Annotated in this window: 11 protein-coding genes; 4 read left to right on the top strand and 7 right to left on the bottom strand. The window is 65.0% G+C overall.

The features are described 5' to 3' along the window. Window positions 1-22 precede the first annotated feature (22 nt). The 3 genes from ACTUWL_RS17430 (at window position 23) to ACTUWL_RS17420 (ending at window position 2,341) form a co-directional block, all read left to right on the top strand. Window positions 23-1,237, top strand: a complete 1,215-nt coding sequence (locus tag ACTUWL_RS17430) for a divergent polysaccharide deacetylase family protein (protein WP_021078769.1) — start codon at window positions 23-25, stop codon at window positions 1,235-1,237. A 78-nt stretch (window positions 1,238-1,315) separates the two neighbouring features. Further along, window positions 1,316-1,819: an RNA pyrophosphohydrolase gene (locus tag ACTUWL_RS17425; RefSeq protein WP_021078770.1), complete on the top strand. Its 504-nt coding sequence runs from the start codon at window positions 1,316-1,318 to the stop codon at window positions 1,817-1,819. A 21-nt stretch (window positions 1,820-1,840) separates the two neighbouring features. Next, window positions 1,841-2,341, top strand: a complete 501-nt coding sequence (locus ACTUWL_RS17420; protein WP_021078771.1) for an RNA pyrophosphohydrolase — start codon at window positions 1,841-1,843, stop codon at window positions 2,339-2,341. On the opposite strand, the gene ACTUWL_RS17415 is transcribed toward ACTUWL_RS17420, so the two are convergent. The 6 genes from ACTUWL_RS17415 to ACTUWL_RS17390 form a co-directional block, all read right to left on the bottom strand. After that, window positions 2,299-3,282 carry an AraC family transcriptional regulator gene (locus ACTUWL_RS17415; RefSeq protein WP_035651305.1) on the bottom strand — a complete coding sequence of 328 codons (984 nt, stop codon included), beginning with the start codon at window positions 3,280-3,282 and terminating at the stop codon, window positions 2,299-2,301. The genes ACTUWL_RS17420 and ACTUWL_RS17415 overlap by 43 nt on opposite strands. A 402-nt stretch (window positions 3,283-3,684) precedes the next feature. Continuing rightward, entirely contained in the window at window positions 3,685-4,092 is a 408-nt protein-coding gene (locus ACTUWL_RS17410; RefSeq protein ID WP_035651307.1) for a F0F1 ATP synthase subunit epsilon, read from the bottom strand. A gap of 116 nt (window positions 4,093-4,208) precedes the next feature. Beyond that, a complete protein-coding gene (atpD, locus tag ACTUWL_RS17405) occupies window positions 4,209-5,651 on the bottom strand; it encodes a F0F1 ATP synthase subunit beta (RefSeq protein ID WP_021078774.1) in 1,443 nt (480 codons plus the stop codon). 25 nt (window positions 5,652-5,676) lie between these two features. Then, entirely contained in the window at window positions 5,677-6,555 is an 879-nt protein-coding gene (locus ACTUWL_RS17400) for a F0F1 ATP synthase subunit gamma (RefSeq protein ID WP_035651266.1), read from the bottom strand. A 92-nt stretch (window positions 6,556-6,647) separates the two neighbouring features. After that, window positions 6,648-8,177 (bottom strand): F0F1 ATP synthase subunit alpha, encoded by a 1,530-nt coding sequence (gene atpA / locus ACTUWL_RS17395; protein WP_021078776.1) that lies wholly within the window; start codon window positions 8,175-8,177, stop codon window positions 6,648-6,650. After that, entirely contained in the window at window positions 8,177-8,737 is a 561-nt protein-coding gene (locus ACTUWL_RS17390; RefSeq protein WP_021078777.1) for a F0F1 ATP synthase subunit delta, read from the bottom strand. Before ACTUWL_RS17390 ends, atpA begins: the two co-directional genes overlap by 1 nt. 630 nt (window positions 8,738-9,367) lie before the next feature. On the opposite strand from ACTUWL_RS17390, the gene ACTUWL_RS17385 reads away from it, so the two are divergent. Beyond that, window positions 9,368-9,859, top strand: a complete 492-nt coding sequence (locus ACTUWL_RS17385; RefSeq protein WP_021078778.1) for a septal ring lytic transglycosylase RlpA family protein — start codon at window positions 9,368-9,370, stop codon at window positions 9,857-9,859. A 178-nt stretch (window positions 9,860-10,037) separates the two neighbouring features. Here the strand turns inward: ACTUWL_RS17385 and ACTUWL_RS17380 are convergent, their stop codons facing one another. Then, window positions 10,038-12,248: a primosomal protein N' gene (locus tag ACTUWL_RS17380; RefSeq protein WP_021078779.1), complete on the bottom strand. Its 2,211-nt coding sequence runs from the start codon at window positions 12,246-12,248 to the stop codon at window positions 10,038-10,040. Window positions 12,249-12,326: the final 78 nt, after the last annotated feature.

Below are 12,326 nucleotides of genomic sequence, written 5' to 3'. Positions count from 1 at the left end.
CGCTGTTGATTCGGGGAGGGTCATGGCAGAGGCGGCCGACGAACTGAGCACGCCGCTTGGGCAGCAGACCGTGGGCAGGACGCGCCGTTTCCGCCTGCCATTCACGGCGATGCAGGCGCTCGCCGTGCTGCTGGGGCTCGTGCTGGTCGGCTTCGTCGGCGTTGCGCTGTTCAACGACAACCCGCTCGGCGGCGAGCCGATGGCCCGCATCACTCTGCGCAATCCCCCACAAGCCGCTCCTGACGACAAGCAGGCCCCGGCGGGCCAGGCGACTGAGCCGGCGGTCAAATCCGTCGCGAAGACGCCGGCTGCCGCCAGCGACGCCAAAACCGTCACCATCATCGACGGCTCCAGCGGCAAGCGCCAGGATGTCGTGATCGGCGCCGGCGATCCGGCCGAGAAGGCTGACGGCGACGCACCGCCGCCGCTCGCGATGTCCGGTATCGATCCGCGTCTGCTGGAAAAGTCGCGCTACGGCATGATCCCGGCCGTCGCCGACGGCCTGAAACCGTTCACGGTCTATGCGGCCGAAGCCGACCGCGCCAAGGCGGCCCGGATGCCGGTGGTTGCCGTCGTGGTCGCCGGCCTCGGGGTCGGCGCCGCCAAGACCACTGACGCCATCATGAAGCTGCCGCCGGCCGTGACGCTGGCCTTCACGCCCTATGGCGCCGACCCCGGCAAGCTCGCGGAACGCGCCCGGGCGCAACGCCATGAGATCCTGCTGCAGATCCCGATGGAGCCGTTCGACTATCCCGACAACGATCCGGGGCCGCAAACCCTGCTGACCACGCTCAGCGGCGAACAGAACCTCGACCGGCTCTATTGGCACCTCAGCCGCCTGCAGGGCTATGCCGGGATCGCCAATTTCATGGGGGCCCGGTTCGTCGCGTCCGATCCCGTGATGCAGCCGATCGTGCGTGAAGCCGCCAAGCGCGGCCTCAGCTATTTCGACGACGGTTCCACCCCGCGCAGCGTCGCGCAGACCCTCTCCGCCGGCCAGTCGCTGCCGTTCGCGAAGGCCGATTTCGCCATCGACGCGGTTCCGACCTCGGCCGAGATCGACCGCGCCCTGGTCAAGCTGGAAACCATCGCCAAGGAACGCGGCACGGCCGTGGGCGTCGCCTCGGCGCTGCCGGTCTCGATCGAGCGGCTCGGCGCCTGGCTCAAGACACTGGACTCCAAGGGCATCATGCTTGTGCCATTGACAACGGCGATGCTGAAATCAAAATCGGGCTAAAGATCAATCTGTTGGTGCAGCATGACCTAGCCGGGGGGCCGGGTCTGATGGCATCGGGAAATGCGAGGTAGCGGCAGCATGGCACGTTATGAGGACCTGCCCTATCGAACCTGTGTCGGCATCATGTTGCTCAATACGGCCGGACTGGTCTTCATCGGACGCCGCGCCGGCGGCATCGAACATGTTGACGACGCGCATGTCTGGCAGATGCCGCAAGGCGGCGTCGATCCCGGCGAGGATACGTTTCAGGCGGCGCGACGCGAACTCTATGAAGAGACCAGCATCAAGTCGGTGGAGAAGCTCGGCGAGGTCTCGGACTGGCTGATCTATGACATCCCGCGCACCGTCGCGGGCCGCGCCTGGAAGGGCCGCTACCGCGGCCAGCGGCAGAAGTGGTTCGCATTGCGCTTCACCGGCAACGAGAGCGAGATCAACGTCGCCAACCCCGGCGGCGGCCACAAGGCCGAGTTCATCACCTGGCGCTGGGAGCCGATGAAGAATCTGCCGGAGCTGATTGTGCCGTTCAAGCGGCCGGTCTACGAGCGCGTCGTGAAGGAATTCGCCGCTCTGGCTGCCAAATAGACCCACGACGTACCAACCGAGATGTCATCAGAGAAACCCTATCGGCCCAATGTGGGCATCGCGCTGTTCAACGCGGCTGGACGCGTGCTGATCGGCCACCGGATCAAGGACGACGGTCCGGAGATCGTGTTGCCCGGCCTCGAATGGCAGATGCCGCAAGGCGGCATCGACGACGGCGAAGATCCACGCCAGGCCGTGATGCGCGAATTGTGGGAAGAGACCGGCGCGGTCAACGCCGACTATCTCGGCGAGACCGACTGGATGACCTACGAATTCCCGGCCTATGACGGGCCGTCCTCGCACCGGCTGGCCAAATTCCGCGGCCAACGGCAGAAATGGTTTGCGCTACGCTTCACCGGACGCGACGAGGAGATCGATCCGCTGACGCCGCGCAACGGCCAGCCCGCGGAATTCGATCAATGGCGCTGGGAGCGCCTCGATCGCGTCGCCGATCTTGTGGTGCCGTTTCGCCGCGACGTCTATCGCGCGGTCGCGACCAGATTTGCGGAATTCGCCGGCTGAATCCGCCGCGCGTCGCCCGGCGTCATGCCATAGGTCGCGCGGAAGACACGATAGAACGTCGCGATGCTGTCGAAGCCACACGCGAACGCGATCTCGTCGATGCCGCGCTCCTGCGTGGCATAGAGCAGCCGCCGCGCTTCATTCAGCCTCGCCGCCGTCAAGGTCCGCGCGAACGACAGGCCGGTCGGCTCGAACAGCGCATGCAGTTGCCGCAGCGAGATGCCGAGTTCGGTGGCGACCGCGGCCGGCGTCAGCGAGGCGCGATGCAGATCGCGCAGCAGGATTTCGCGCGCGGCATGGAGATGGCCCGCATGCAGCGCGGCACGGATTTCATCCTGGCGCGGCCGCAGGCGCCCGCGCGCGAGCAGCGCCAGGCGCACCATATGCGTCACTTCGCCGGCGAACTGCCCGGCTCGTACCGGATCGCGCGTCATGGCGCGGAACATGGCGCCGACCAGCCGGGTCAGGCGCGCATCACGCGCCAGCGCGACCGGCGGCGCATCCTCGATTCGCGCGCCGAGTAGAAGCTCGTCGGTGACCGGGATCTTGAGGCTGAAGAAATGAAACCCGTCGTTCCGTTCGGGCGTCGAGAAATACGGGAGATTGGAGTGGCCGAACACCAGATCACCATTGTGCACGAAGTGAACGCGATCGCGACCGATGTTCAGGTACCCGGGGCCGCGCACCTGCCAGGCGAGTTGCAGGCTGTTGCTCGGCACCCGCGCAATGTCCGATGAGGTGCGGCTGACCCGATAGGAGGATGCCGACATTTCCGCCAGCACGGCACCGCCCACCGGCGTCGCGGAAAAGTGCCCGCGGAAATCGGGCCGCTTGTCGCGCTCGAGCTCGATCGTGACCCCGAACAGGCTTTTGCCGCGCACGTCGCACCAGTGTTCGAAACGGTCCTGGGGGCGGAGCGCATCGGTGGAGAAGGTCAGCACAGTATCTTCCGTCATGTCCGGGGAGAAATCGCGACGCGATCGGGCCAGCTCGTCGTCGTGCCGCAGCTTGTCATGGCCGCACGGTCCTTGCTGTAAGCTGCTTCACACTGTTCGGATTGCACCCTTGTGCGGCGTTTGTCGCGCTCTGCTCGTTCTCGATGTCGTCCGCGAAGATCTCGGCGACCTTGCGCGTCAAGAATACCAGGCCGCGGAACCCAAATAAGCGCGGCAGAATGCCGCCAGACGCCCGTGGGTGCAACAAGCATTCAACGCCCGCCAGGGCGTGGCGAGCGTTGAAATCGTTTGAGCCTTCGCAGGCGATAATTGAAAAACGTGAGCTATTTCACAGGCAGAGCCGGCTCACCCGGCGCAATGGCGCGATCGCTGGTCGGCAACCGCGCCTTAGTGCATAGCGGTCGCGTTGAGCTCGTGCTGGATGCTCTTGAAGTGATCGAGCCGCTCGATCGCGTGGTCGAGCTCGGAGCCTTCCTTCTCGGAAAGCTTCTCCTGCATCTCGTTGATCGTCTCGGCGAACTTGGCGCGATCGAGATCCGCCAGCGCGGTCGCGACATCGGCGAGCACGGTGAGGCCCTTGTCCGACACTTCGGCAAGACCGCCGAGCACGATCACCTTCTCGCGCTTGCCGGCGGTCGTGATCGTCAGGATGCCCGGGCGAACCGTGGCGACGACCGGAGCGTGCCCGGCGAGCACACCGAAATCACCCTCCACGCCGGGGACGTCAACCTGATCGACCTCGCCGGAGAAGGCGAGCTTTTCGGGGGAGACGAGATCGAAGTGGAAGGTTGCCATGGTCTTTCCGTTCTTTGCGCTGTCACCCGCGGGCTTGACCCGCGGGTCCATCAGTCAAAATACTTCTCGTGCGATGGATCGCCGGATCAAGTCCGGCGATGACGACATCTCGAAGCTTAGGCCGCCTCGGCGGCGAGCTTCTTGCCCTTCTCGACGGCTTCTTCGATGGTGCCGACCATGTAGAACGCCGCTTCCGGCAGATGGTCGTACTTGCCCTGGCAGAGATCGCGGAAGCCCTTGATGGTGTCGGCGAGGTCGACGAACTTGCCCGGCGAGCCGGTGAAGATTTCGGCGACGTGGAACGGCTGCGACAGGAAGCGCTCGACCTTGCGGGCGCGAGCCACCGTCAGCTTGTCCTCTTCCGACAGTTCGTCCATGCCGAGAATGGCGATGATGTCCTGCAGCGACTTGTAGCGCTGGAGGATCTGCTGGACGAGGCGCGCGGTGTTGTAGTGCTCTTCACCGACCACCAGCGCCGACAGCATGCGCGAGGTCGAGTCGAGCGGGTCCACCGCCGGATAGATGCCCTTTTCCGAGATCGCGCGCGACAGCACCGTGGTGGCGTCCAAGTGCGCGAACGAGGTGGCGGGCGCCGGGTCGGTCAAGTCGTCGGCCGGCACGTAGATCGCCTGCACCGAGGTGATCGAGCCCTTCTGGGTGGTGGTGATGCGCTCCTGCAGCGCGCCCATGTCGGTCGCGAGCGTCGGCTGATAACCCACCGCGGAAGGAATACGGCCGAGCAGCGCCGACACTTCCGAACCCGCCTGGGTGAAGCGGAAGATGTTGTCGACGAAGAACAGCACGTCCTGGCCCTGGTCGCGGAAGTGCTCGGCGACGGTCAGACCGGTCAGGCCGACGCGGGCGCGGGCGCCGGGCGGCTCGTTCATCTGGCCGAACACCAGCGCGCACTTCGACTTCACGCTCGGGTCCGGATTGTGCGGATCGGCGTTGACCTTGGATTCGATGAACTCGTGATAGAGGTCGTTGCCTTCACGGGTGCGCTCGCCGACGCCGGCAAACACCGAGTAACCACCGTGCGCCTTCGCGACGTTGTTGATCAGCTCCTGGATCAGCACGGTCTTGCCGACGCCGGCGCCGCCGAACAGGCCGATCTTGCCGCCCTTGGCGTACGGAGCCAGAAGGTCGACGACCTTGATGCCGGTGACGAGAATTTCAGCTTCGGTCGACTGATCGGTGTAGCTCGGCGCTTCCTGGTGGATCGCGCGCACGCCTTCGGCCTTGATCGGACCGGCTTCGTCGATCGGCTCGCCGATGACGTTGATGATGCGGCCGAGCGTGCCTTCGCCGACCGGAACGCGGATCGGCTCACCGGTGTCGGTCACTTCCTGGCCGCGCACCAGACCTTCGGTGATGTCCATCGCGATGGTACGGACGGTCGATTCGCCGAGATGCTGGGCGACTTCGAGCACCAGGCGGTTACCGCCGTTCTTGGTCTCGAGCGCATTCAGAATCGCCGGAAGATGGCCTTCGAACTGCACGTCGACCACGGCGCCCGTGACCTGGGTGACGCGACCGATCTGGTTGGCTGCTGTAGCCATGGACTGTTCTCCTTCGAAATCTGCCTTAGACCGCCTCAGCGCCGGAGATGATTTCAATCAGCTCCTTCGTGATCTGGGCCTGACGGGTTCGGTTGTAAATCAGGGTTTGCTTGCGAATCATCTCGCCGGCATTGCGGGTCGCACTGTCCATCGCGCTCATCTGGGCGCCGTAGAACGAAGCATTGTTCTCCAGCAGCGCGCGGAACACCTGCACCGCGAGGTTGCGCGGCAGCAGGCTGCCGAGGATCTCGTCCTCCTCGGGCTCGTACTCATACGAGGTGGACGGAGCCGCATTGGCGGCAGGCGCGGCCACCTCGAGCGGGATGATCTGCTGCGCGGTCGGGATCTGCGCGATCACCGACTGGAAGCGCGAATAGAACAACGTGCAGACATCGAACTCGCCGGCCTCGAACCGCGCCAGCACCTTCTTGGCGATGTCTTCGGCGTGGACGAAACCGATCTGTCGCACCGAACGCAGGTCGAGGTGCTCGACGATGCGGCTGTCGAACGTCCGCCGCAACTGCTCGTAGCCCTTGCGGCCGACGCAGAAGAACTTGACGTCCTTGCCCTGCGCAAGCAGCGACTGCGCCCGCTCGCGCGCCAGGCGCACGATGGCCGAGTTGAAGGCGCCGGACAGGCCGCGCTCACCGGTGCAGACCAGCAGCAGGTGGACCTGGTCCTTGCCGGTGCCGGCGAGCAGTGCCGGAGCGCCGGGCGAGCCGTTGGCCGCGGCGGCGATATTGGAAATCACCGCATCCATCTTGTTGGCATAAGGCCGCGCCGCTTCGGCGGCGTTCTGCGCGCGGCGCAGCTTGGAGGCTGCGACCATCTGCATGGCCTTGGTGATCTTCTGCGTCGCCTTGGTCGAGGCGATGCGGACCCGCATGTCTTTTAGTGACGCCATTCTTCGTTCACCCCGGCGATCCGACCATGATGGTCAGATCGCAAGCCTCCGTTCGTCACGCCCGGCGTTCGAGCCGGACGGCGCCCCATTCGTTATGCAAACGTCTTGGCGAAGCCGTCGACCGCCGACTTCAGCTTGGCGGCACTGTCGTCAGACAGGTCGCGGCTGTCGCGGATCGCATTGAGGATATCGACATGCTTGCCGCGCAGCAGCGACAGCAGACCATCCTCGAAAGCCTTCACCTTGTTGAGCGGAAGCGCATCGAGATAGCCGTTGGTGCCGGCCCAGATCACGCAGACCTGCTCTTCCATCTTCAGCGGCGAGAACTGCGGCTGCTTCAGGAGCTCGGTCAGGCGCGAGCCGCGGTTGAGCAGACGCTGGGTCGAGGCGTCGAGGTCGGAGCCGAACTGCGCGAACGCCGCCATTTCGCGGTACTGCGCGAGCTCGCCCTTGATCTTGCCGGCGACCTTCTTGGTGGCTTTGGTCTGCGCCGAGGAGCCGACGCGCGACACCGACAGACCGACGTTCACGGCGGGACGGATGCCCTGGAAGAACAGATCGGTTTCCAGGAAGATCTGGCCGTCGGTGATCGAAATCACGTTGGTCGGGATGTAGGCCGACACGTCGTTGGCCTGGGTTTCGATGACCGGCAGCGCCGTCAGCGAGCCCAAACCATGATCCTTGCCGAGCTTGGCGGCGCGCTCGAGCAGGCGGGAGTGGAGATAGAACACGTCGCCCGGATAGGCTTCGCGACCCGGCGGGCGGCGCAGCAGCAGCGACATCTGGCGGTAGGCGACGGCCTGCTTCGACAGATCGTCATAGATGATCACGGCGTGCATGCCGTTGTCGCGGAAGTATTCGCCCATCGTGCAGCCGGTGAACGGCGCGATGTACTGCATCGGCGCTGGATCGGACGCGGTCGCGGCAACGACGATCGAGTATTCCAGCGCGCCCTGCTCTTCGAGCACCTTGACGAACTGCGCAACCGTGGAGCGCTTCTGACCGACCGCGACATAGACGCAGTACAGCTTCTGGCTCTCGTCCGGCTGGGCGTTGAGCGGCTTCTGGTTCAGGATGGTGTCGAGCGCGATCGCGGTCTTGCCGGTCTGGCGGTCGCCGATGATCAGCTCGCGCTGGCCGCGGCCGATCGGGATCAGCGCGTCGATTGCCTTCAGGCCGGTGGCCATCGGCTCGTTCACCGACTTGCGCGGAATGATGCCGGGCGCCTTGACGTCGACGCGCTTGCGTTCGGTCGCCTGGATCGGGCCCTTGCCGTCGATCGGGTTGCCGAGCGCGTCGACGACGCGGCCGAGCAGGCCCTTGCCGACCGGCGCGTCCACGATGGCGCGGGTGCGCTTGACGGTCTGGCCTTCCTTGATCTCACGGTCGGCGCCGAAGATCACGATGCCGACGTTGTCGGTTTCGAGGTTCAGCGCCATGCCGCGGGTGCCGTTCTCGAACTCGACCATTTCACCGGCCTGAACGTTGTCGAGACCGTAGACGCGGGCGATACCGTCGCCGACCGACAGCACCTGGCCAACTTCGGTGACTTCGGCTTCCTGGCCGAAATTCTTGATCTGGTCCTTGAGGATCGCAGAAATTTCTGCGGCGCGGATGTCCATCAGCCTGCCTCTTTCATCGCGTTCTTGATCGAATTGAGTTTGGTGCGAAGCGAACTATCCACCATCCGGCTGCCGAGCTTGACCACCAGGCCACCAATAATGGAGGGATCGACCTTCACGTTGAGCGCGACGTCCTTGCCCGTCACTGATTTCAGTGCGGCCTTCAGCGCGTCGAGATTCTTGTCACTGAGCTCTTCGGCGACGGTGACTTCCGCACTCGCCTCGCCCTTGAACTTCGCCACCAGCGCGCGATAGGCGCGGATCACATCGGCCACGGCGAACAGCCGGCGATTGGCAGTAAGCACCTTGAGGAATTTTGCCGAGGTACCGGCGATGCCGGCCTTGTCGAGCACCGCGGTCAGCGCCTTCAACTGGGCGTCGGCGGCAAACACCGGGCTGCGAACGAGGCGCTTCAGATCGGCGCTGTCATTGAGCATGGCCTCGAACTTGTCGAGGTCGGCCCTCACTTGATCGACGGATTGCTCGTCGCGCGCCAACTCGAACAGGGCCGTTGCGTAACGACCGGACACTCCCGAAACGGACGGATCTTCAGCAGCCACGTGCTCGCTCTTTTTTGCTGTCAAATCCGCAAGGGAAAAACCGTCGCCACCAAAGCAGCGCCTAGCGATCCAAGCCCTTGGAATTCAAGCGGGACTTCGATTTTCGACCGGCACAGGACGTGCCGGGACCGTTAAAATCGCGGCTTTGCTAACATAGCAATCGCGCAGGTGCAACATGACGGCATCGTGAGAGCCGCCTTGTCGCATGCGGTTTTCGACGGCCGCCGCGGACGCGCGAATCAGAAAAATTCGGGGTGCGGAAATCCGGCGCAGCCAGCTTCGATTCGCATCCCCCGATTTTGTTCCATCGCAATTTGCATGAGCCTATGGGCTCACGCGCAAGGAACCCGCCGCGAGCCGTCGTTTCATTTCGCGATTACTTACCGAAATCTTACAATCAGGCAGATATTCAGTATTCACAGGTATTCATATCGTTAAAAATTCGTTAACGGCCAAGGTTACGGAACCTCGATTGAATACCCCAAAGCGGTAACAAGATATTTCAGCCCGAGACAATCGGGATTTACTGCCCAATTCGTGCCTCATTGCGCAACCAAACGGCTTTGGTCAACGAAGGGACGGGGGTTCCACTTGCCGCGTTAGCGGCAATACTGTCTGAGGGTCTTATCAATGTCGAATATCAAGAAGGCGGCGGGCAACGTAACCCGCTCGCGTACGGCGCTTGCGTTTGTTGCCGCAACGATGCTGGTCGGGGGAAGCGTGACCGAGGCGTCCGCGAAGTCCAGGCACCATCGCCACCACCACCATCATCATCACCAAGCCCGCGCCGAAGGCTCGTCCTGGCGCGACGCCAATGCGTCGGTCCAGTCGTCCGGTGGCCACACGTTCTCGGGGATGGCCTCCTTCTACGGCAATGAGTCGGGCAGCCGCACCGCGTCCGGCCAGCGCTTCAACCAGAACGCCATGACCGCGGCCCATCGCTCGCTGCCGTTCGGCACCAAGCTCCGCGTCACCCATGGTGGCCGCAGCGTCGTCGTCACCATCAATGATCGTGGCCCATTCGTCCGCGGCCGCGTGCTCGACCTCTCCACCGGCGCTGCCCGCGCCATCGGCCTGACCGGTGCGGGCGTCGGCCGCGTCACCGCCGAGGTCATGTCGTAACGCTCTTTGTTTGAGCATGATCTTTTCGGGAAACCGCTTCGCACTTTTCCGGATCATGCTCGAACGCCTTCAGTAAGCGTTGCGTAGCGTACCGGCCGCGAGGCCTGCTTCGCGCCAAACTGCCTGCCGTCGCCAATGACGGCAGGCTTTTTCTTTCCGTCATTCCGGGGCCAGAAGCCTACAAAAAGCTCTGCGGATCGACGTCGACCTCGAGCTTCAGATTGCCCTTGGTCTTCGGGCCGGCCTCCAGCCATTCGCGCAGATATTGCGACAGGTCGACATTGCGCAGCGACTTCACCAGCAGGCGGAAGCGGTAGCGACCCTTGAGCACGGCCAGCGGCGCCTCGGCGGGACCGAGCACCTGGATCCGCTCGTCGAGCGGCGCCACCGCGGCGAGCTTGCGGGCAAATCCTTCCGCCGTCGGACGGTCGCCGGCGGAGACGATCAGGCTCGCCAGCCGGCCGAACGGCGGATAGCCGGTGCGCTCGCGGATATCGATCTCGCTGGCGTAGAACGCCTCGCGGTCGTTCGCGATCAAGGCCTTGATGACCGGATGCTCTGGCTGGTGGGTCTGCAGATAGCCGACGCCGCGGCCCTGCTCGCGGCCGGCGCGGCCGACCACCTGGTTCAACAGCTGGAACGTGCGCTCGGCGGCGCGCGGATCGCCGTTGCTGAGGCCGAGATCGGCGTCGATGACGCCGACCAGATTGAGCCGCGGGAAATTGTGCCCCTTCGCCACCAGCTGGGTGCCGATGATGATGTCGACGCGCCCCTCGGCGATCTCGTTCAATTCGCTGCGCATGGTCTCGATCGAGGTGATCAGATCGCTCGACAGCACCATGGTGCGGGCCTCGGGAAAGATGCTGGCGGCCTCCTCCTGCAGGCGCTCGACGCCGGGGCCGACCGCGACCAGCGATTCCTCGGCCGCGCAATGCGGGCAGATGTTCGGGCGCGGCATCGAGAAGCCGCAATGGTGACAGACCAGCCGCTGCCGGAAGCGATGATCGACCAGCCAGGCGTCGCAGATCGTGCAGGCGAAGCGGTGGCCGCAGCCGCGGCACAGCGTCAGCGGCGCATAGCCGCGGCGGTTGAGGAACAGCAGCGCCTGCTCGCGGCGCTCGATCGCGTGGCGAATCTGCTCGGCCAGAACCGGCGAGATGAACCGCCCACGCGGCGGCGGGGCGCGCCGCATGTCGATCGCTTCGATATGCGGCATGTGCTGGCCGCCGAACCGCGACGGCAGCGCGACGCGCTGGTAGCGCCCCTTGCGCGCATTGACCTCACTCTCGACCGACGGCGTCGCCGAAGCCAGCACGATCGGGATTTTTGCGATATGAGCGCGGACCACCGCCATGTCGCGCGCGTGATAATGCGCGCCTTCGTCCTGCTTGTAGGCCTGGTCGTGCTCCTCATCGACGATGATGAGGCCGAGATCGGCATAGGGCAGGAACAGCGCCGAGCGGGCGCCGACCACGACCGGCGCCTTGCCCTCGGAGATCGCCGCCCAGTTGCGCGCCCGGGTGCGCGGCGTCAGCTCGGAATGCCATTCCAGCGGCCGCACGCCGAAGCGCTGCGCGAAGCGGTCGAGGAACTGGCCGGTCAGCGCGATCTCCGGCATCAGGATCAGCGTCTGCTTGCCGCGGCGGATATTCTCGGCGATCGCCTCGAAATAGACCTCGGTCTTGCCCGAACCGGTGACACCGTCGAGCAGCGCGACGTGAAAGCTGCCGCTCGCCGCCAGCGTCCGCAGCACGTCGACCGCGCTGCGCTGCTCGCGTGAGAAATCCGGTTGCGCATAGGAGGGATCGGGCACCGGCGGCGCGGCCGGCGGCGGCATCGCCTCGACCGTCAGCGTGCCTTCGTCGACCAGGCCGTCGATCACGCCGGAGCTGACGCCGGCCTCGCGCGCCGCCTCCGACTTGCCGTGCAGCAAGCGGTCCGACAGCACTTCGATCACCCGCCGGCGCGCCGGCGTCAGGCGCTGCGGCGGCTCCCCGACCAGGCGGACGCCGAGCCGCGTCCGCTCCGGCCCGAGGTTCTCGCCCATCCGCAGCGTCATCCGCAGCACCATACCGCGCGCCGACAATGTGTAATTGGAGACCCAGTCGACCAGCTGGCGCAGCTCCGCCCTGAGCGGTGGAACATCGAGCTTCTCGCTGACGTCCTTGAGCCGGTTGTGCAGCCGCGGATCCGGCCTGGCATTCTCGGCCCACACCACCGCGACCACCTCGCGCGGCCCGAGCGGAACAGAGATCACATCACCCGGCGCAAGCTCCATGCCGCGCGGCACGCGGTAGGAATAGGTCTGGTTCAGCGCCACAGGCACCAGCACGTCGACGACACGCGTCGTCGTTACGGAGGCTGAGCTGGGGCGCGTGGCGTGGTCCATTGAATCAGAAACCCTGAACCCGACCGGGCTAGCACCGCTTCGCTCTCTTAGCGAACGGTAAACGAAGGCAGTGCGATA

The organism is Bradyrhizobium sp. WCU1 (assembly GCF_053474805.1).
Note: the sequence above shows the minus strand (reverse complement) of the source record. Positions and strands in the feature narration are given on the sequence as shown.